Raw genomic sequence first — 20,000 nt, forward strand, 5'->3', positions numbered from 1 at the left:
GGCCACTAAGGGATGTACCTGACGGTGGATGGCTGACATCTACCGTCGGGCGCCATTGCTATACTGCTCCGACATATGGCGGCCCCACGTGGCCGCCGATCTACAAGCTATGACGGAGCCCTCATGCGTCTCGACGACGAAGCCGAAAGCCAGAATGTGGAAGACCGCCGTGGCGGCGGATTTGGCGGCGGCGGCTTCCCCATCGGCGGCAAATCGATCGGTATCGGCACCATCGTTATCGCGCTGGCCGCCTCGTATTTCTTTGGGGTCGATCCGTCGGTGATTTTCCAGGGCGCCTCGGTCATCCAGGGCCAGCCGCAGCAGGCGCCGCAGTCCCAGGCGCACCGCCCGCCGGCCACCGACCAGCTCACCGTGTTCACGCGCAAGGTGCTCGGCAATACCGAGCGGACATGGGAGCACATCTTCGAAACCGACCTGAACCGCCGCTACGCGCCGCCCACGCTGGTGCTGTTCTCGGGCGCCACGCCCACGGCGTGCGGCACCGGTCAGTCGGCGATGGGGCCGTTCTACTGCCCGGGTGACCAGAAGGTCTATATCGACCTGGCCTTCTATGACGAGCTGCGCAAGCGCTTCGGCGCCAGCGGCGACTTCGCCCAGGCGTACGTGATTGCCCACGAGATTGGCCACCATGTGCAGAACCTGCTCGGGGTGTCCGCCAAGGTGGACGCCGCGCGCCGCCGCATGGGCGAGGCGCAGGCGAACCAGCTATCCGTGCGTCTGGAGCTACAGGCCGACTGCCTGGCCGGCGTCTGGGCCGCGACGGCGCAAAAGGCCAATCAGGCACTGCTGGAACCGGGCGATGTGGAGGAAGGACTGAAAGCCGCCGCCGCGATTGGTGACGACCGGCTGCAACGGCAAGCGCAGGGCTACGTGGTGCCGGAGGCGTTCACCCACGGCACGAGCGAACAACGTGTGCGCTGGCTCAGGCAGGGGCTGACCACGGGGGATATCCGCAAATGCGATACGTTTGCGGCGAAGAAGCTGTAAGCGGGGAAGCGGGAACGGCGGGAGCAAAAATCACCTGCCCAGGCGGAGAGAGAGAAGGAGGAGGTCGGCCGGGCAGGTGGGAGAGAAAACTGTCGCGGCCACCTAAGTGGCCGCGTTGTCCGTCAGGACGAGCTAGGTTCAGACGCGATAGTTGTAGCCGTACAAGTCGCCATTGCGCGAGTTGTCGACCGGCGTCGCGGAGATCTCTCCACTGAACGTGCGGCTGCCTTCGCTGAAGCTGTCGAACTTGCCTTGCCGGGTGCCTTCGCCGAACGGGTTGAACGGGCCTTGGCGGGCGCCATCCGTATAGGTGTCGAACGGGCCGGTTTTTGCACCGTCCGTGTAGACATCGAACCTGCCGGTGCGCAAGGCATCGGCATAGACGTCGAACTTACCAGCCTTGCTGGTGGCGGCCGGCGCGGCCATGGCCGCGGCTGACGCTGCGAATGCGGCGAACACAAGGGCGCCGCCAAGGATACGTTTGGCGTTCATCTGGGACTCCTTCAACTGATTCACTGCTTTTTTATGTAGACAGCTGAACTGCTGCCCGGATGAACAATCTGCGTTGCCATCTGAGCACGGAGTGAAGGTTAGTGGGTCGGCCGCCAACGAGAAATACCGCTGCGACGAATGGTGCGTTGCACGCCGTGAAACGCTGGACCTGCCGATGAACGGTGGCCGCGGGGGCGCGACTGGCGGGGTGCCAGCCGCGTTGACCGGTCAATCCAGGCGGATGACCGGGGGAATCAGCGCGAGATCAGAGCGTGAACTGGCCGCTGGCTTCGGGCTGGAAGGCCACTTCCAGCACGGTCACGCGTTGCTGGCGGCCGTCCGGCAGGCGGTAGTCCACGGTCTGGCCGGCGCGGGCGCCGAGCAGCGCCTGCCCCACCGGGGAGAGCACCGAGAGGCGGCCGCCGGCCAGGTCGGCATCGTCCGGATAGACCAGCGTCCAGTCGCGCGGCGCCGGCTCCCCTTCCAGTGCGCAGACCACGCGCGAGTTCATCGTCACCACGTCCTTGGGGATCGCGTCCGGCGGCACGATGGCCGCGCGGGTGAGCAGCGCGTCCAGCATTTCGTCGAGTTCGGCGGTGGCGGCGCGGCTGGCGATACCTTCCAGGCGCGTCACGTCCAGTTCGGTCAGGTACAGGGTGGGGGCGTTGCTGGAAACGCCGTTGGACTTGGCCATGGCAAAGGTCTCTCTCGCAAGGCGGCAGCCGAGCSCAGATTCAGGCGCGCGGCGGCCAGGGTGTCAGGAATTCAATGGCCGGCGCAATGGGGCGACGCCGGCAGGATGGAAACTGCGGTGACTCGGGCCCGGTTCGGCGCCGGGCCCGCTTGGTGGGGATCGGTCAGGCCGGGAACCGGGCGGGATCAAGCGGGGCGTTGATCCGGCGGTCGATGCTGCGCATGGCGATGCGCGTCACCCGCACGCACGCGCCCGCCGGCCGCTGGAAGCGGACCATGGCGAATGCGGTGAACGGCAGATGACGGGACATCGTGAGAATGATCTGAGATGCAGGGAAAACGAACGGCCATGCTAGCACAGCCGTCCGATGGCGCGGGCTGAGGGTGTACCCTATGCGCCGCATTGATACGCTCTTATGCAATGGAGCCCATCACATCAATGCCGTGGATGACATTCGCAGGCCGCCCCTTCGGCTGCCTGCTGGAGGTTCTGGAGAATGCCGCACTCGCTGGCCGGATGCGGGTTCGGGTTCTCGCAGGTATGCCGCAGCGCACGCAACTGCCCTTCCAGCGCTTCCAGCGCCACACGCTGGGCGTGAATCTGGTCGATCTGGCGGTCGAGCAGCGTGTCGATATCGCCACACGCCAGCGACGGATTGCGCTGGAAATCCCGCAGCCGGCGCACATCGGACAGGCTCATCCCCAGCGAACGGCAATGGCGCACGAAGTTGAGCTGCACGAGATGCGGGTCGCCGTAACGGCGATAGCCGTTGTCTTCCCGCTGCGGGGCATCGAGCAACCCCTCGCGCTCGTAATAGCGGATGGTCTCGACGTCGCAACCGCTGTGGCGGGACAGTTCGCCGATACGCATGGTCTGGTTCTCCGGGTTCGGAAATCCCYGTAGCRATTACAGGGTTACGGAGGGAGTGTAGGCGATTTGCCGTCAGCTTGCTGCGGGGCAACGGCCGCCAGCCCCCTGCGGTAGAATCGACGCCAATGTCGTCCCCCTCGTCACACCGCTCCGTGCAACCTCTTCGGCTCCTGCTGATGATCGTGCTGCTTGCCTTCCTGCCGTTGCAGGCCTGGGCAGGCGTCAGCACGCCGGTGGCCCAGGTGGAGACGTCGATGCAGGCGGTGATGATTGCCGCCGACCCGGTGCTGGCCGATCAGGCCGACTTCGCCGCGCCGGCGGAGCCAGGCCTGCCGATGCCGGCCGATAGCGCCGAGCCCTCGCCGCCGGGCGCCGACTTCGCCGAACAGCTGTTGCCCGCGCCGATGCCGCGTGTGGCCGCCCCCTCTGTGCGCGGCGCCTTGCCGCGCTATGCCGGCATCACGCTGCCGGACCCCCACCTTCCCCGCTTGCCGCGCCCGCCGCGCGGCTGATCCCCATTGCGCGCGTGGCCGCCACTGGCCGGCCGTGCGCGTTCCGTTTGTCGTGCGGCGCCCAGTCAGCGCCGTGCGCGCCTGCGGCTCGTCCGCGTCTTTATCCTTGCCCCACACACCATGAAACGTATTTTCCTGTTCCTGGCGACCAACATCGCCGTCATGCTCGTCCTCAGCGTCGCGGCCAGCCTGCTGGGCGTGAACCGCTACCTGACATCCAACGGCCTCAACCTCGGCATGCTGCTGGCGTTCGCCGCGCTGATGGGCTTCGGCGGCTCGTTCATCTCGCTGCTGATGTCCAAGACCATCGCCAAGTGGTCGGTCGGTGCCCAGRTCATCACCCATCCGAGCACCAGCACCGAGCTGTGGCTGATGCAGACCGTCGAGAAACTCGCCACCCGGGCCGGCCTGCCGATGCCCGAAGTGGCGATCTATGACGGCGAGCCGAATGCCTTCGCCACGGGCGCGTCGAAAAAAAGCTCGCTGGTGGCGGTGTCCACCGGCCTGCTCCAGTCGATGTCCCACGACGAAGTGGAAGCCGTGCTGGCGCACGAGGTGGCCCACATCGCCAATGGCGACATGGTCACCCTGACGCTGATCCAGGGCGTGGTGAACACCTTCGTGATCTTCATGGCACGCGTGGTCGGCTACTTCGTGGATTCGTGGCTGCGCCGCAACGACGAGGAGTCGAGCGGCCCCGGCATCGGCTACATGATCACYGTGGTGGTCTGCGAGCTGCTCTTCGGCATCCTGGCCAGCGTGATCGTGGCGTGGTTCTCGCGCCAGCGCGAGTTCCGTGCGGACGCAGGCGCGGCCGGCCTGATGGGCACGCCCACCCCGATGGTCTCGGCGCTGCGCCGCCTGGGCGGCCTCGATGCCGATGGCCTGCCGCAGAACATGCAGGCGATGGGGATCTCGGGCGGCCGCAAGTGGCTGGCGATGTTCTCGAGCCATCCGCCGATCGAACAGCGCATCGCGGCGCTGCAATCCAGCCGTTAATGGGATAAGGGCGCGGGTCGGCGGTCGCTAGGCCGCCGCGCCCCGTTCCGCCCGGAAGGCCGCCCGGTAGCGTTCGGGCGTGGTCTGCACATGCCGCAGGAAGGCCTGCCGCATGACGTCCGCGTTGGCGAAGCCGGTGGCGTGGGCGATGCTCTCCAGCCGGCGGTCGCTGGCCTCCAGCATCCGCCGCACCGCCTCCACCCGCAGCCGCTCCACGTAGCGCGCCGGAGTCTCCCCCACCTGCTTGGCGAACACGCGCGCGAAGTTGCGCGGGCTCATCGCCACCCGCTCGGCCAGTACGGCTACCGAGAGGTCGCGGTCGAGGTGATCCGCCATCCATCCCTGCAAGGCCCGCAACTCCACGCTCTCGGCCGCCTGCGCGCGCAGCGAGGTGGAGAACTGCGCCTGGTTGCCCGGTCGACGCAGGAACAGGACGAGTTCGCGCGCCACTTCGAGCGACACCGCGTACCCGAGGTCTTCCTCCACCAGCGCCAGCGACAGGTCCATGCCCGCCGTCACGCCGGCCGAGGTGTAGTAGCGGCCCGCGCGAATCCAGATCGGGTCCGCATCGACGGTCAGCCGGGGGTAGCGCGTGGCCAGGCGGTCCGCGTGGCGCCAGTGCGTGGTCACGCGCGCTTCGTCCAGCAGCCCGGTGCGGGCGAGCACGAAGGCGCCGGTGCAGACCGCGCCGAGCCGCCGCACCCGGGGCGCCTGCTCGCGGATCCAGCCGATCAACCGCGCGTCGTCAGACGCCGCCGCGTGGCCGGAGCCGCCCGAGATCAGCAGGGTGTCGATGGGCTGGCCGATGGCGTCGGCGATCTGGTGGTACGGCGCGTCGGCCAGCATCCGCACGCCGCTTTCGGTGCGCACGATGGCGTCGTCGCTGACGCTGACCACGCGCACGTCGTAGAACGGCTCGGCCCGCCCGCACAGCTTGTTGGCCGCGCCGAACACGGCGGTCGGCCCGGTGACGTCAAGCTCCTGCGCCGGGTCCGGCGCCACGATCACCACCACGCGGGGCGATGCGGCGATGAGATGGAGGTCGGTGGGCATGGGAATCGAGCGGTTTGAGCGAAGGGAGTGGCCCCGATCATACGCCGGCCGATCATGCGGGTGCCGCCATCGCCCCCACCCGCCGCGCATGCCGCTGCCAGCGCAGCGTGATGACCAGCGCAAGCGCCAGCGCCGGCAGTACGGCCAGGTTCACGGCCTGCCAGCCCCAGTGATAGAGCACCTGCCCCGCCGCCAGCGTGGCCAGCGCGGTCAGCACGGCGGCGGAAAACTCGGCCGTCGCCTGGGTGCGCGCGCGCTCGGCGGTGCGGTAGCTGCCCGCCAGCAGTGTGGTGCCGCCCACGAACATGAAATTCCAGCCGATGCCGAGGCACAGCAGCGCGAGGTAGAAGGCCGGCAGCGCGGTCGAGCACAGTGCCACCACCGCCGCGAGCGCCGACAGCGCAATGCCGCTGGCCAGCATCGCCGGATTGCCGAAGCGTTGCAGCAGCCAGCCCGAGAAGAACGACGGCGCGTACATGCCGACCAGGTGCCATTCGATGATCTGCGCGCCCTGCGTGATCGTGTGCTGGCACGCCACGGCGGCAATCGGCGTGGCCGTCATCACGAACATCATCACCGCGTTGCCGATGCCGTTGTTGGCGAACGCGGCGAGGAAGATCGGCTGGCGCACGATCTCGCCGAGCGGGCGCGCGGGCAGGCCATCGCTGGCGGCGCTGCCGGCGGCCAGCGAGGCCGGCTCGCGGTAGGCGAAGGCCAGCACCAGCATGGTCAGCACGCCGAACACGGCGACCACCGCGTACGAGCCCGCGAACGGCAGCGGCTGCATCATGTCCGCGCTCCACGCGGCGATGGCCGGCCCGCAGACGGCGGCGACCACGCCACCGGTGAGCACGGCCGAGATGGCGCGCGGCTTGTCCGGCGCGGGCGCGGCATCGGCGGCGGCGAGCCGGTAGAAGCGCGCAAACGCCTGGAACACGCCGACCAGCGCCGTGCCGACGCAGAACAACACGAAGTGATGGGTATAGATCGCCCAGACCGAGACCACGCCGCCCAGCGCGCAGGCCAGCCCCCCGAGCGAGAACGCCAGCCGGCGGCCAAAGCGCTCGATCAGGAATGCGGCGGCGATGGCGGTCAGCGCCGAGGCCACGGTAATCAGCGCGAACGGCAAGGTGGCCAGCGCCTTGTCCGGCGCGAGCGTGTAGCCGACCAGCCCGGTCAGCGTCAGGTCAACGGACAGCGCGGCGGTGTAAAGCGCCTGGCACAGCGCCAGCACGCGCGCCTGCCGCATGGCGGAGGTAGCCATCGGATTCTCCGGATAAGAGGGGGATGGCTACCAGCGTACGGGCGACGCGGGGCGGCTGACGGACAATGATCCGTCGAATTCTGCCAGGAAGCGGTGGGGCTCCGGCAGGCGCCTGCCCTCTCCCCCGGCCCCTCTCCCAGAGGGAGAGGGGAGCAAACCGAAGGGTCGTCTCCCTCGCCGATTGGCAAACCGAGCGGGGTCTCCATCGCCAACGGCCGGTTGGCAAACCGAGTGGGGTCTCCCCTCGCCCGCTTGCGGGAGAGGGGCCGGGGGAGAGGGACAGCGCCTCAATACGCGCCGTCAGTTGAACACGTCCTGCCGGTACCGCCCCTGCGCCACCAGCCCGGCGAACCAGTCGGACGCCTGCGTGGCGTCCATCCCGCCTACCTGCGTGCCGATGTCGATCAGCGTYTGGCGTACCGCCGGCGCCATGCGTCGGCCGTCGCCGCAGACGTAGACCGTGGYGCCGGCTTCGATCTGCGCCCAGACGGCGKCGCGCCGTTGCCAGAGCAGATCCTGCACATAGCGCGGCGCCTCCGGTACCACCGAATAGGCGACATGAACCTCGGCCACGCCCTGCCCGGCCCAGGCGGCGATCTCGTCGCCGTAGAGCCAGTCGTGCGAAGGATGGCGGCAGCCGAAGTAGAGTTGCACCGGCGCCACGGCCTGCCCCGCCGCGCGCTGCGCCGCCCGTTCCTCGATAAAGCCCCGGAACGGCGCGATGCCGGTGCCCGGGCCGATCAGCAGCATCGGCACGCGCGGGTCGGCCTCGGGCGCGAACGGCGGGTTCGGGGTGCGGATGGACGCCGCGACGCGCGCACCCGGCGCCAGCCCCTGCAACCACGTCGAGGCCACGCCCCGGAACTGCCCGCGCCCGGACAGCGCCGGCGCCCAGACCGTGCCGACCAGCAGCGTCGCCACGTCCGGCGACACCAGCGGCGACGAGGCAATCGAATAGAAACGCGGCCGCATCGGCACCACGCAACCGAGCAGGCCCTCCAGCGACAGCGTGATCGCCGGGTGCGCCACCAGCACGTCGAGCAGACCCAGCCGCCGCGCCGCCACCTGCGCCGCGTAGCCGCGCTCGGCATCGTCCGAGGCCAGCATTGCCAGCGCCTGCTGCGTGAACGGGCAGCGCGTGGCGCGCATCAGCCCGCGCAGCGTCTGCCGGGAAACCACGTCCTGCAATTCAACAAAGTGTGTCAGCAACTGCCGCAGCGGGAGCGGCTGGCCAATCGGCAGGCCCCGCCCGGTGCCTTGCGGCGCGGAGAGCGTGACCATGGCGTTCGCGTCGAGGTCGAGCCGTTCGCACAGCGCCTCCACCAGCGCGGCGTCGTTTTGCGGCCAGACGGCGAGGTGATCGCCGGTCTGGTAGGTCACGCCGGGCGGTAGTTGCAGGCGGATGTCGCGCGTGGAGGTGCGCGGCGCCTCAAGAGAGAAATCCCACAGGCCGCTCGGATCGTTCACAAGTTCGGTATTCGACAAGACCGTGCAGCCCAGCGTCCCGGCCGGCAGCGTCTCGGCGCGGATCGCCGCCAGACTGCGGACCTCCGCGACGATGCCGCCCGTGCCCGCCCCGCCCGGGTCCACGCCATCGGCCTGCAAGGCCTGCCAGAGCTGGCCCAGCCAGCGTTCGGCGGACTGGTCGAAGTCGCCGTTGCCATCGGCTTCGCCGCGTTCCAGCAGCGGCACGGCGCCCGCCGACGTGAAGAAGTCGAACACGCGGCGCGGGAACGCCTGATACGTCGCCCATTGGGAATTGCCACAGCCGAGCAGCGCCAGCCGGAGGCCATCGGCGCGATAGCCGGCCGCCGCGTGCGCGTCCAGCATCGCCTCGAAGCGGCGGCCCGAGTCCGGCGCGCGGCCGTTGTAGGTAGCGGCGACGATCACCACGATGCCCGACGCCGGCAGCGCGCCGACGACGTCGTCGAGATCCTGCAGCTTCGCCGCGAAACCGGCGCTCACCGCCCCGGCGTGGATCTGCTCGGCCAGCTCGCGCGCGGTGCCCAGGCTCGACGCGCACAGCACGGTCAGCGCCTGCCCGTGGCCGCGTACCTCGGCCTGCGCGGCGGGCGTGGCCTCCGCCGCCACGGGCTGGGCCGCGATGCGCTCGTGCGGGCGGCGCCGCCGCGCGCGCAGCACGAGGTTGTCGGGCTTGATCGTCAGCGTTTCCTTGAGCTTGAACTGGTAGTCGTACGGATCGTGGAAGGCGAAGTGGCGCAGCATCAGCGCCAGCGCCAGCTTGGCCTCGGTCAGCGCGAACTGCCGGCCGATGCACGCGCGCTCGCCCTGCCCGAACGGCATGTAGGCGTGCGCCGGCAGCCGCGCCTCGTGCTCGGGCAGGAAACGGTCGATATCGAACCGCTCCGGGTGGGCCCACACCTGTGGGTCCCGGTGCAGCGCGGTCAGCACCACCGAAATGCGCCGATCCTTGCGCAGGTGGTAGCGCCCGCCGATCACCACATCGTCGAACGGCGCCACGGCGAACGCCGGCGCGGTCGGCCAGAGCCGCAGCGTCTCCTTGAGCACGCGGTCCAGCACGGGCATCCGGGCGAGATCGGCGTACACCGGCGCGGCGTCGCCGGGCAGCACGGCGTCCACCTCCGCATAGGCCTGCGCCAGCACGCCGGGGTTGCGCAGCAGTTCGTAGAGCGCGAAGGTCAGCAGGCCGCTGGTGGTCTCGTGCCCGGCAATCAGGAAGGTGATGACCTGATTGCGGATGTTCGCGTCGTCCAGGCGTTGGTCGGTCTCGGGGTCGCGCGCCTCCAGCATCAGGTTCAGCAGGTCCATGCCGGCGGTGGGCGCGGCACGGCGCTGGCGGATCACATCGTCCACCAGGTTGCGCATATAGGCGATGTCCGCGGCGCACTGGCGGTGGGCGCGGCCCATGAAGCGGTCCTGGATCGGCAGCCGCGTGAGCTTGTTCATCGCCTCCTGCAGCGCGCCGACCATCGCCACGATGAACGGGTCTAGCCGTTCGCTGGAAAACGAGTCGAAGTCGTAGCCGAAACCGGACAGCGCGATGGTGTCCAGCGTGAGCCGGGTCATGTCGTCGGCCACGGCGATATCGGCGTCCGGGCCCTGACGGTCCCATTTGTCCACGAGGCGATTGGCCACGCGCAGCATCACATTGAAATAGCCCTTCATCGCGCGCTGGCTGAACGCCGGCATCAGGATGCGGTGGGCGCAGCCCCAGTTCGGCTCGTCGCTGTGCGCGGTGAACAGGCCGTCGCCGGCCATGTCGCGCAGGTAGGAAAGCGGCGGGCCGATGATCTTGCGGAAGCGCGTGGCGTCGCACAGCTCGCTGGCCAGCGCCACGGACGACACGAACGGCACGCGCCGCCCGGCGAAGTCCAGCTCGAAGATGCCGTCATGGTGCCGGCTGCGCGCCAGCAGATGCTGCCCGACCTCGCCCGGCGTGATCTGGAACAGATTGCCGACGATGGGCCAGCCCGGGTCGCGCGGAATGGGCTGGAGGGCAACGGCGGGCTGGACGATGGACATGGGGGCGGCTGTGGGGGCTGATCGTGGCTGCCGTAGACAATCGCCGAGTTTCGGGGGCGAAGTCAACGCGCGGACACCGAGCATGCCCTCCAATTCCCGCCGCCGCGAGGCATCCGCCGTGCGTTTGAAATAAACGTTCGAATAAAGTGACCGATCGGTGACTGGCGTTGACTGGGTGACTAACGACTAATCGACCACCCGCCCGCGCAGCGCCTTGATCTGGCCGCGCTGGGTCTTGGCCTCGATGCGCCGCTTGCGCGATGCCAGCGTGGGCCGCGTGGCGCGCCGGGTGCGCGGCGGCGTGGCCACGCTCTCCACCAGCTCGTGCAGGCGCCGAACCGCTTCCTCGCGGTTCATCTCCAGGCTGCGGTGCTGCTGCGCCTTGATGACGATCACGCCGTCGCGGGTGATGCGGTGGTCGTGCAGGGCCAGCAGCCGCTCCTTGTGGTCGGCCGCCAGCGACGCCGTGCGTACGTCGTAGCGCAGGTGCACCGCGTTGGACACCTTGTTGATGTTCTGCCCGCCCGCGCCCTGGGCGCGGATCGCGGTGATCTCGTATTCGTGATGAGGGATGAGGAAGTCGCCGGCCATGGCCGCCATCATAGCAACGCATGCGCCGGCGATGTGTGGCGGAACGTGTCCGCCACAGTCGGGCAATGCCGCTACGGCGCCGGGGCGATGTTCTGGTTCGTGCAGAACAGGTTGTGCGGATCGTATTGACGCTTGATGCGCGCCAGCCGGTCGTAGTTCGGCCCATAGGCGGCGCCCACGCGCGCGGTTTCCTCCTCGGTCAGGAAGTTCACGTAGACGCTGCCCGTGGCGTACGGCTCGGTCGCGCGGAAGAAGTCGCGCGCCCAGGCGATGCAGGCGTTGTCCTCGTCATTGCGCTCCCAGCGCGCGTGCACGTTCATCACGTAGCGGGCGTCGCGGTGCGCGTAGGCGGTGGCATCGGGCGCCACGCGGTTGGCCACCCCGCCCACCTGGCCGATGAAGATGTCGGCCAGCGGCGACGGCAGGCGCAGCGCGAAGTCCGTCATCGCGTCGATGGCGGCGTCGTCCAGGCGCGAGAAATTGTGCGATTTCCAATAGTTGCGCGCGCCCGGGCCGAGCAGCGGATCGAACGCCTGCTGCCACGCTGCGTACGGCGCCGGCCCCACGTGCTCGCCCACGGTCTGGCCGAACTGGCGCAGCGGGGCGATGGCCGCGTCGGCCTTGTCGGGATCGCCGTTGTAGAACACGGCCAGGATCACCACGTCGCTGCCATGCGCGGAGGAAGGCAGGAACGGCAGCGGCGGCGCCTTGCGCAGCACGACCCACACGTTCAGGTCGTCCGGCATCGTGTTTTCCGCGAAGGTGCGGTACTGGCGCAGCACCGACTTGCCCTCGGCGGCCGGGAAGACGAGCAGCCCGGTGGTGACCATCGGCCCGACATCGTGCAGCTTGAACTGGAACAGCGTGACCACGCCGAAGTTGCCGCCGCCACCGCGCAAGGCCCAGAACAGGTCGGGCTCCTCGGTGGCGCTGGCCCAGCGGCGCTGGCCATCGGCGGTGACGACCTCGCAGCCGAGCAGGTTATCCACAGTCATGCCGTACTGGCGCGTCAGCCAGCCGAACCCGCCGCCGAGCGTCAGCCCGGCCACGCCGGTGGTGGAGTTGATGCCGAGCGGCGTGGCCAGCCCGAGCGCCTGCGCCTCGTGGTCGAAATCGGCCAGCAAGGCGCCGCCGCTGACCCAGGCCACTTTTTCCTTGGGATCGATCTGGACGCTGCGGTGCGCGGAGAGGTCGATGACCAGCCCGTCGGCGCAGATCGCACTGCCTGCGATATTGTGTCCGCCGCCGCGCACGGCCAGCACCAGGCCCCGGTCCCGCGCGAAGTTGACGGCCTGGATCACGTCGGCGGTGCCCGTGCACTGCACGATCACGGCCGGCCGCTTGTCCACGGTGGCGTTCCAGACGGTGCGGGCCGTGTCGTAGCCGGGGTCGGCGGGCAGCAGGACCTTGCCGCGCACGGACTGGCGCAGCATGTCGAGATGGGCAGGGGTCAGGGTTGGCATGGCGGTTTCCTCCACGGTGTGCGCGATGCGGGCGACGGAACCTCTTCTCCTTGCAAGGCGCGCGCCACAATCGCGGAGGGGGCATCCACGCTGGCCTGCCGGCTACCGCCGGGCCGCGCCGCGTGCGCCGGGGGCCGGAAATCGACCGATCGGTTACAGCGGTGAGGCGGCGCCGGAGACGCCTCGCGCGCGGCGGCGTACCTTGCGGCACGCGCGCCCGTTGCCTAGCATCGTTCCCATGACTGCTCCGCTCAGAGACCGCGTCGCGCTGGTGGCCGGTGCCACCCGTGGCGCYGGACGCGGCATCGCCGTGCAACTGGGGGCGGCCGGGGCCACGGTCTACGTGACCGGGCGTTCCACGCGCGCACAGCGCTCCGAGATGGATCGCCCGGAGACCATCGAGGAAACTGCCGAATTGGTGTCGGCGGCAGGCGGCCGGGGCATCGCCGTGCGGGTGGATCACACGGTGCCATCCCAGGTCAGCGCGCTGGTGRACCGCATCCGCGCCGACCACGGCGCGCTGCACATCCTCGTCAACGACATTTGGGGCGCCACGGTCATGGAGTGGAATAAGACCGTGTGGGAATCGTCGCTCGACATTGGCCTGCGCACGCTCGAACTGGGCGTGCATACCCATGCGATTACCAGCCATTTTGCGATCCCGCTACTGATCGAATCGCCGGGTGGGCTGGTGGTGGAAGTGACCGACGGCACCGCGGCCTACAACGCCACCAACTACCGCGTGTCGTTCTTCTACGATCTGGCGAAGGCCAGCGTGCTGCGCATGGCCTTCGCCCTCGCGCATGAACTGGGGCCGTACGGCGCCACCGCCGTGGCACTGACGCCGGGCTGGCTGCGCGCCGAGGCCATGCTGGACGCCTACGGCGTCACCGAGGCCAACTGGCGCGACGCCACCGCACGGCAACCCCATTTCGCAATCTCCGAAACCCCCGCCTACGTAGGCCGCGCCGTGGCAGCCCTCGCCGCCGACCCCGAGCTGGCCCGCTGGAACGGCCAGACGCTATCCAGCGGCCAACTGGCGCAGGTCTACGGCTTCACCGACCTCGACGGCAGCCAGCCCGACGCCTGGCGCTACATGACCGAAGTGGTCGATGCGGGCAAGCCGGCGGATATCACGGGGTATCGGTGAGACGGGCGCAAGCGTCCGCTGCTCGGAAGTCGACCTGGCTTCGGACCACAAACTGTTGGAAATTCGCGTGTGCGGGATTGACTAGCGTGGACTGACTGCAAGCCAGTCTATTGGTGCGCCCGGCTGGGATCGAACCAGCAACCCCTGCCTTCGGAGGGCAGTACTCTATCCATTGAGCTACGGGCGCGATGTGAGCTGCGATTGACGTCGGACGAGGGCCGGCGTCGGAAAGTCGCATAGGATACCTCGTTTGTCGGGCGGCGTCCATGCGGGTTGCGCCGGGAAGGGTTCCGGCAGGTCTCGCAGCCGCCGCTTTTGGCCCCGGACGCCACGGCTTGGGTCTATAATCGCCAGCTATTTGCGTCGAAACGAGACGTACCCGGGACACGAGACATGGCCCGGACGCAGATAGCCGAAAGGCGAAAACAGACCCATCCCCGACAAGGGCCAACAAAGCAAGCCGCCCCCAACGCGCTGCACTAGGTTTCCCTGCAAAATCGAGAGTTCTGTATGAGTGACGTCCACCAAGAAAACGACCACCACGAGTCTCCCATCAAGACCCCGAAACAACTGATCGCTGTCGTGATCGCCGCCTTCGTGGTGCCGATTCTCGTGATCGTCCTGTTGGTTAGTTTTGTTGGTCACGGCACCCACGAGGGCGCCGGCTCCACCCAGACGGCCGAAGCCGTCAACCATCGCATCCAACCCGTCGCTTCCCTGGAAATCAAGGACCCGAACGCGCCGCGCGTCTTCAAGACCGGCGAGCAGGTCTACAAGGAAGTCTGCGCCGCCTGCCACGCCACCGGTGCGGCCGGAGCGCCCAAGCACGGCACACCCGGCGACTGGACCGCGCGGATCGGCCAGGGCTTTGACGGCCTGCTGAAGTCCGTGATGAACGGCAAGGGCGCGATGCCCCCCCGCGCCGGCACCTCGCCGGACGACTACACCGACTACGAACTGGCCCGTGCCGTGGTGCACCTGGCCGACGCCGGCGGCGCCAAGTTCCCGGAACCGCCCGCGCCTGCCCAGGCGGCACCGGCCCAGGCTGCGGCTTCGGCGCCTGACGCACAGGCCGCGGCCCCGGCGGTTCCTGCCGCGCCAGCTGCCCCGGCGGCGGCTGCACCGGCACCCGCTGCCGCCGCACCCGTTGCTGCGGCGGCTGCCGCCCCGGCCGCTGCATCGGCCGARACCGGCAAGAAGGTCTATGACCAGGTTTGCGCCGCCTGCCACGCCGCCGGTGTGGCTGGTGCGCCGAAGTTCGGCGACAAGGCCGCCTGGGCACCGCGCATCAAGGAAGGCATGGACGCCGTCCACAACTTCGCGCTCAAGGGCAAGGGCGTGATGCCGCCCAAGGGTGGCTATGCCGGCGCCGACGCCGACGTGATCGCCGCCGCCGACTACATGGTCAACGCTGCGAAGTAACGCCAAGCGCACCTTTYAGTCCRCGCAAAAAAGCCCGCGACGATCCTCGCGGGCTTTTTTGTTTCGATGGGGTCGATSGGGTCGATGGGGCCGGCGCCCCACTAGATATATATATAGGCAGCGGGTCAGACCACGCGTGAATAGCGCACCAGCGGCACCTCGCGCGCGCCGTCCTGGCGCAGGTAGCGGTCGAACACCATCGCCACGCGGCGCACCAGCAGCCGGCCCAGCGGGGTGATGTCGATCCGCGACGCGTCGCGCCGCAGCAACCCCTCTGCCGCCAGCGCGTCCAGCCCGGCGAATTCCGGCGCGAAGGTTCGGGCGAAGTCGATGCCGTGCGCCGCCTCCACCGCCGCAATGTCCAAAGTGCCGTGACACATCAGCGCGCCGATGATCGCCTTGCGCAGATGGTCATCGGCGGACATGCCGAAGCCGCGCGCCACCGGCAGCCGGCCGGCGTCCAGCGCGTCGTAGTACTCGTCCGTGGTGCGCGCGTTCTGCGCGTAGTGGCCGGCCACCGCGCCAATCGCCGAGACGCCGAAGCCCAGTTGATCGTGCCCCGCGTGGGTGGCGTAGCCCTGGAAGTTGCGTTGCAGCCGCCCGGCCTGCTGGGCGATGGCGAGGTCGTCGTCCGGCAGCGCGAAATGATCCATGCCGATATAGACATAGCCGGCGSCGGTCAGGCGCTCGATCGTGGACACCAGGATGTCGAGCTTCTCGCCGGCGGGCGGCAGCGCCGCCTCGTCGATGCGCCGCTGCGGCTTGAACACATGCGGCAGGTGCGCGTAGCTGTAGACCGAGAGCCGRTCCGGCCGCAGCGTCAGCACGCGGTCGATGGTYGCTGCGAAGCGTTCGGTGGTCTGGTGCGGCAGCCCGTAGATGAGGTCCATGCTGACCGAGCGGAAGCCGAGCCGGCGCGCCGCCAGCACCACATCGCGCGTTTCCTCATAGGACTGCACGCGATGGATCGCCGCCTGCACCTCCGGGTCGAAGTCCTGCACGCCGAGGCTGATCCGGTTGAAGCCGAGTTCCGCCAGCAGCGCCATGCGCGCATCGGTCACGCGGCGCGGATCGATCTCGATGGCGTGCTCGCCCTCGGGCAGCAGGTGGAAGTGTTGCGTCAGCGCCGCCATTACGCGACGCATTTCGTCGGGGTCGAGGAAGGTCGGCGTGCCGCCGCCCCAGTGCGATTGCATGACCGCGCGGCGCTCGCCGAGCCGGCCGGCAACCATTGCCATTTCCCGGGCGAGATAGTCAACGTAGCGCGCGCTGCGGGCGTGGTCCTTGGTGATGATCTTGTTGCAGCCGCAGTAGTAGCAGATGTTCTCGCAGAACGGGATGTGCAGGTAGAGCGAGAGCGGCGCGGGGGAGTCGGCGCGGCAGGCGTCGAGCGCGGCGAGGTAGCGGGCGTCGTCCACTTCGGCGTCGAAGCGGTCGGCGGTGGGGTAGGAGGTGTAGCGGGGGCCGTTGCCGTCGATGCGGCCGGCCAGGCTGCGGAAGTCGGCCAGTGCGCGGCGGTCGAACGCCGTGGCGGCAGGCATGCTGGGGAGGGTGGGGGCGGACATGGTGCGCTCTTTTTGCGGGCGAAGATGGTCACGATGCTATGCCCCTGCGCCGTCGCTCACCTTGACGCGCATCAAGCGCACGCCGCGCTTGCGCCCGCAGCCCCGCCACCGTGGGGCGTTGGCGTCATCCGAGCGTCACGAACGGCCGATAGGCTCTGCCCGCCGTCCCCTCCTCCACCCGATTCCAACGCCCGCCGACCATGCGCCCAGCCTCGCCCAGAACGATGTCGCCCGCCGCGCCGGCGCGCCGCCGCATGCTCCGGTCGTTCGGCACGCTGGCCGCGATGCTCGCGGCGCCGGCCGCCTTCGCCCAGCCGCAACCACAGCCCGCCACACAGCGCCGCACGCTGGTGGTCGGCCATCTGCTGGACCGCGTGGGGCCGCAAGCGGATCTGGCGCGCGACTACCTGGCCGGCGCCAAGGTGCTGTTCGAWGCGGCGAACGCCTCGGKTCAGGGGCCGCGCATCGTACACGTGGTGCGGGATGCCGATGCCAGCCCGCGCATCGSCACCTCGCAGGCCATCGGCATGGCCGAGTCGGACCATATCGACGTGCTGTTCGGCCCCGGCGACACCCTGCTGCCCGCGCTGGCCACGTCGTCCGAACTGAGCCGGCGCGGCGTGCAGATCGTCGCCCCGCTCTCCGGGCTTTCGCTTGCCGCCGACAACATCTGGTTCACGCGCGCCGACTATCAGGCCGAGCTGGACGCCGCCGTGCGGCAGCTGCGCAGCTACGGCCTCAAGAACATCGTCCTGGCCGTGTCGCCCGACTTCGCCGCCGGCACGCTCGCGGCGGGCTCGCCGTGGCTCGATCGGATGGAGCGCGACCTCGGTACGCGCGCCGTGACGCTGACCGGCAGTGTCGATGACGGCGCGCGCCGCATCGCCGCGACGCGGCCCGGCGCGGTCATCGTGGCCGGCGACACGCTTGCCTACGGCGGCCTTGGCCGCGCGCTGGCCTCGCAGGGTTGGTACGGTTTTCTGGTGGGATTGTCGGCCGTGAGCCCGGCCTCGGCGCGCGAGATTCTCGGCGGCAACTACGCGGGGGGCGTGGTGGTCACGCAGGTGGCGCCCGGCCCGCAGGAATCCACGCTGCGCGTGGTCAAGGAACACGTGGCGCGGATGAAGCAGTACCTCGACGAACCGCCCTCCCCGGCCACGCTGGCCGGCTACATTGGCGCCGCCTGGCTGGTGCGCGCTGCCGGCGCGGCCAAGGCGCCGGGTGCGCTGGAATTGCGCCGCGCGCTGCAGTCGCGCATCGATGTGGGCGATTTCACGCTCGACTTCACGCGCGGGCTGCGCGGCTCTCAGTACGTGCAACTGGCGCCGATCGGCAAGTCGGGCGTGCCGCAGCGCGCCTGACCCGCGCGCCGCTATATCTATTAGTTAGTCGCGCGGCAGCGTGATGCGCACGCGCAGGCCGCCTTCGACACGGTTGTCCAGCGTCAGCTCGCCGCCATGGCGATTGACGATATCGGCGGCAATCGACAGCCCCATCCCCACGCCGCCGGTAGCCCGGCTGCGCGACGACTCCACGCGATAGAACGGCTCCAGCACGCGCTGCAGCTCGGCCGGCGGAATGCCGGGGCCGTTGTCGCAGACGTCGATCTGCACGCGCTCGGGGCTGTCCGTCAGCACGATATGCGCGGCGCCGCCGTAGCGGTGCGCGTTCTCGACGAGGTTGACCACGGCGCGGCGCAACTCCGCCGGGTAGGCCAGCAGCGGCGCGGCGGTGCCGGAGAGCCGCACGTCCTGCCCCAGTTCCTCGGCATCGTCGACGATGGCCTGGAGCAGCGCCTGCACGTCCACGCGCTGGCGCGGGCCGGTGCCGTCGTCGCGGTCACGCAGGTAATAGAGCGTGGCGTCGATCAGCCCGTTCATCTCGGCCAGATCCTGCCGCAGGCGGTAGCGCACGTCGTTGTCCTCGATGCGCTCGATGCGCAGGCTCATGCGCGTGAGCGGCGTGCGCAGGTCGTGCGAGACCGCCGCCAGGAAGCGCGACTGCTGCGCCAGCTGCGTGCGGATGCGTTGCTGCATCAGGTTCAGCGCCTTGGTGGCGGCGCGCGCTTCGGCCGGACCCGCATCATCGTCGAGTGGCGGGGCGTGCACATCCTGGGCCAGCCGGTTCGCACCGGTGGCCAGCCGCTGCACCGGCCGCGCGAGCAATCGCGCGCCCACCCACGACGAAATCACGATGGCGATGAACTGGAAGATCAGGCCAGGATGCAGGGGCCAGAGTCCGTGCCAGGGGGGGAAGTGGCGCTGCGGTCCGGGCGGCTCCCCGCGCCGGTCGGGATGGCCGGGACGGAACATGCCGCGCTCCCCGGCCGGGCCGCCCTCGCCCGCCTCCTCGTCTTCCTCGAAACGCGGGCCGCGCTGCGACGGCTCGGGGCGGTGGAATGGCTTGCCGGCGGCGGCGGCCTCCGAGGCCGCCTCGCGCATGCGTTCCTCCCAGCGCGGCGAGCCGGGGCGCGGGAACAGGCCCTCGATGACGGTCACGCCAAGCACGTGCACGGCCACCATGATCGCGGCCATGACCAGGAACAGCCGCAGGAACATCGAATCGAAAAGGTGGCGCCGCATGGTGGGGTCTGTCCGGACGCCGGCGGTGGCGTTCGGCGGCGGGGGGGACGCGGCCATGCGTCAGGAATCCACGTTGACCGTGAAGACGTAGCCCTCGCCCCGCACCGTGCGGATCAGCGCCGAGTCGCGCGGATCGTCGCGCAGTTTCTGGCGCAGGCGCGAGACCAGCAGGTCGATGCTGCGATCGAACACGTCGAGGTCGCGACCGCGTGCCTGGTTGATGAGCAGTTCGCGATCCAGCACGCGGTTCGGGTGCTCGATGAAGGTCAGCAACAGGCGGAACTCGGCGTTCGACAGCGGCACGACCGTGTCTTCCTCGTCGAGCAACTGGCGCAGCGTGGTGTTGAGCCGCCACGCGCCAAACTTGACCTCGTGCCCCGCCGGGGTAGGTGCTGAACGACGCACATCGGCCCGGCTGCGCCGCAGCACCGTGTGGATGCGCGCCACCAGTTCACGCATCTCGAACGGCTTGGTCACGTAGTCGTCCGCCCCCACCTCGAGTCCGACCACACGGTCGGCCAGTTCGGCGCGGGCGGTCAGCATGATTACGGGGATGTCCGTGCGCTCGCGGATCTCGCGACACAGCGTCAGGCCGTTCTCGCCGGGCAGCGAGAGGTCCAGGATGACCAGGTCATAGTGATGCTGCGCCATGGCCGTGCGCATCGACGCCCCGCCTTCGGCCCCATCGGCCGCCATGCCGAACGTGGCCAGGTATTCGGCCAGCATGGCGCGGATCTGGGGATCGTCGTCGACGATCAGCAGGCGGGTAGGCAAGGCGGGAGTGAGGTCCATGGCAAAGCGGGAGGGATGGGAAACGCCGGCGGGCGAGGG

The 20,000-nt window shown here is 69.4% G+C and carries 18 protein-coding genes and 1 tRNA gene; 6 read left to right on the plus strand and 13 right to left on the minus strand.

The window, feature by feature from the left end:
• Window positions 1–123 precede the first annotated feature (123 nt).
• The gene (gene ypfJ, locus AB4Z27_RS16935; protein ID WP_092300232.1) at window positions 124–1,008 is read left to right on the plus strand and encodes a KPN_02809 family neutral zinc metallopeptidase; all 885 of its coding nucleotides are present in this window, start codon (window positions 124–126) and stop codon (window positions 1,006–1,008) included.
• Window positions 1,009–1,146: 138 nt separating this feature from the next.
• Here the strand turns inward: ypfJ and AB4Z27_RS16940 are convergent, their stop codons facing one another.
• The 4 genes from AB4Z27_RS16940 to AB4Z27_RS16955 all read right to left on the minus strand — a co-directional run bounded on the left by AB4Z27_RS16940 (window position 1,147) and on the right by AB4Z27_RS16955 (window position 3,064).
• Complete coding sequence (locus AB4Z27_RS16940) at window positions 1,147–1,500, minus strand: hypothetical protein (RefSeq protein WP_092300235.1); 354 nt, start codon at window positions 1,498–1,500, stop codon at window positions 1,147–1,149.
• Between the two features lie 265 nt (window positions 1,501–1,765).
• Window positions 1,766–2,194, minus strand: coding sequence for a nucleoside diphosphate kinase regulator (rnk, locus tag AB4Z27_RS16945; protein WP_092300238.1), 429 nt, complete (start codon window positions 2,192–2,194; stop codon window positions 1,766–1,768).
• Between the two features lie 163 nt (window positions 2,195–2,357).
• Window positions 2,358–2,504 carry a hypothetical protein gene (locus AB4Z27_RS16950; RefSeq protein WP_177220001.1) on the minus strand — a complete coding sequence of 49 codons (147 nt, stop codon included), beginning with the start codon at window positions 2,502–2,504 and terminating at the stop codon, window positions 2,358–2,360.
• 125 nt (window positions 2,505–2,629) lie between these two features.
• A complete protein-coding gene (locus AB4Z27_RS16955; protein ID WP_092300241.1) occupies window positions 2,630–3,064 on the minus strand; it encodes a Cd(II)/Pb(II)-responsive transcriptional regulator in 435 nt (144 codons plus the stop codon).
• A gap of 176 nt (window positions 3,065–3,240) precedes the next feature.
• Between AB4Z27_RS16955 and AB4Z27_RS16960 the strand changes: the two genes are divergently transcribed.
• Both AB4Z27_RS16960 and htpX read left to right on the plus strand, forming a co-directional pair.
• A complete protein-coding gene (locus tag AB4Z27_RS16960; RefSeq protein ID WP_092300244.1) occupies window positions 3,241–3,576 on the plus strand; it encodes a hypothetical protein in 336 nt (111 codons plus the stop codon).
• A gap of 120 nt (window positions 3,577–3,696) precedes the next feature.
• Complete coding sequence (htpX, locus tag AB4Z27_RS16965; protein WP_441644865.1) at window positions 3,697–4,575, plus strand: protease HtpX; 879 nt, start codon at window positions 3,697–3,699, stop codon at window positions 4,573–4,575.
• A 27-nt stretch (window positions 4,576–4,602) separates the two neighbouring features.
• Here htpX and AB4Z27_RS16970 read toward each other — a convergent pair whose 3' ends face one another.
• The 5 genes from AB4Z27_RS16970 to AB4Z27_RS16990 all read right to left on the minus strand — a co-directional run bounded on the left by AB4Z27_RS16970 (window position 4,603) and on the right by AB4Z27_RS16990 (window position 12,450).
• The gene (locus tag AB4Z27_RS16970) at window positions 4,603–5,628 is read right to left on the minus strand and encodes a GlxA family transcriptional regulator (protein WP_092300250.1); all 1,026 of its coding nucleotides are present in this window, start codon (window positions 5,626–5,628) and stop codon (window positions 4,603–4,605) included.
• 52 nt (window positions 5,629–5,680) lie between these two features.
• Window positions 5,681–6,892, minus strand: a complete 1,212-nt coding sequence (locus AB4Z27_RS16975) for an MFS transporter (protein ID WP_092300253.1) — start codon at window positions 6,890–6,892, stop codon at window positions 5,681–5,683.
• 300 nt (window positions 6,893–7,192) lie between these two features.
• Complete coding sequence (locus tag AB4Z27_RS16980; protein WP_441644866.1) at window positions 7,193–10,396, minus strand: bifunctional cytochrome P450/NADPH--P450 reductase; 3,204 nt, start codon at window positions 10,394–10,396, stop codon at window positions 7,193–7,195.
• 186 nt (window positions 10,397–10,582) lie between these two features.
• Window positions 10,583–10,987: an alternative ribosome rescue aminoacyl-tRNA hydrolase ArfB gene (gene arfB / locus AB4Z27_RS16985; RefSeq protein WP_092300419.1), complete on the minus strand. Its 405-nt coding sequence runs from the start codon at window positions 10,985–10,987 to the stop codon at window positions 10,583–10,585.
• A gap of 71 nt (window positions 10,988–11,058) precedes the next feature.
• Window positions 11,059–12,450, minus strand: coding sequence for an FAD-binding oxidoreductase (locus AB4Z27_RS16990; protein WP_092300258.1), 1,392 nt, complete (start codon window positions 12,448–12,450; stop codon window positions 11,059–11,061).
• A 238-nt stretch (window positions 12,451–12,688) separates the two neighbouring features.
• Between AB4Z27_RS16990 and AB4Z27_RS16995 the strand changes: the two genes are divergently transcribed.
• Window positions 12,689–13,600, plus strand: a complete 912-nt coding sequence (locus tag AB4Z27_RS16995; protein ID WP_441644867.1) for an SDR family oxidoreductase — start codon at window positions 12,689–12,691, stop codon at window positions 13,598–13,600.
• 111 nt (window positions 13,601–13,711) lie between these two features.
• Here the strand turns inward: AB4Z27_RS16995 and AB4Z27_RS17000 are convergent.
• Window positions 13,712–13,787, minus strand: a tRNA-Arg gene (locus AB4Z27_RS17000).
• A 323-nt stretch (window positions 13,788–14,110) separates the two neighbouring features.
• Between AB4Z27_RS17000 and AB4Z27_RS17005 the strand changes: the two genes are divergently transcribed.
• On the plus strand, window positions 14,111–15,022 hold the full coding sequence (locus tag AB4Z27_RS17005) for a c-type cytochrome (protein ID WP_441593522.1): 912 nt from the start codon (window positions 14,111–14,113) through the stop codon (window positions 15,020–15,022).
• 125 nt (window positions 15,023–15,147) lie between these two features.
• On the opposite strand, the gene hemN is transcribed toward AB4Z27_RS17005, so the two are convergent.
• Window positions 15,148–16,587 (minus strand): oxygen-independent coproporphyrinogen III oxidase, encoded by a 1,440-nt coding sequence (gene hemN / locus AB4Z27_RS17010; RefSeq protein WP_441644868.1) that lies wholly within the window; start codon window positions 16,585–16,587, stop codon window positions 15,148–15,150.
• Between the two features lie 200 nt (window positions 16,588–16,787).
• On the opposite strand from hemN, the gene AB4Z27_RS17015 reads away from it, so the two are divergent.
• Window positions 16,788–17,948, plus strand: coding sequence for an ABC transporter substrate-binding protein (locus tag AB4Z27_RS17015; RefSeq protein WP_441644869.1), 1,161 nt, complete (start codon window positions 16,788–16,790; stop codon window positions 17,946–17,948).
• A gap of 24 nt (window positions 17,949–17,972) precedes the next feature.
• On the opposite strand, the gene AB4Z27_RS17020 is transcribed toward AB4Z27_RS17015, so the two are convergent.
• Together AB4Z27_RS17020 and AB4Z27_RS17025 are read right to left on the minus strand one after the other, a co-directional pair.
• Window positions 17,973–19,226, minus strand: coding sequence for an ATP-binding protein (locus AB4Z27_RS17020; protein ID WP_441644870.1), 1,254 nt, complete (start codon window positions 19,224–19,226; stop codon window positions 17,973–17,975).
• Between the two features lie 3 nt (window positions 19,227–19,229).
• A complete protein-coding gene (locus tag AB4Z27_RS17025) occupies window positions 19,230–19,961 on the minus strand; it encodes a response regulator (RefSeq protein WP_092300273.1) in 732 nt (243 codons plus the stop codon).
• Between the last annotated feature and the right edge of the window lie 39 nt (window positions 19,962–20,000).

The organism is Cupriavidus sp. KB_39 (assembly GCF_052114485.1).
GTDB lineage: Bacteria > Pseudomonadota > Gammaproteobacteria > Burkholderiales > Burkholderiaceae > Cupriavidus.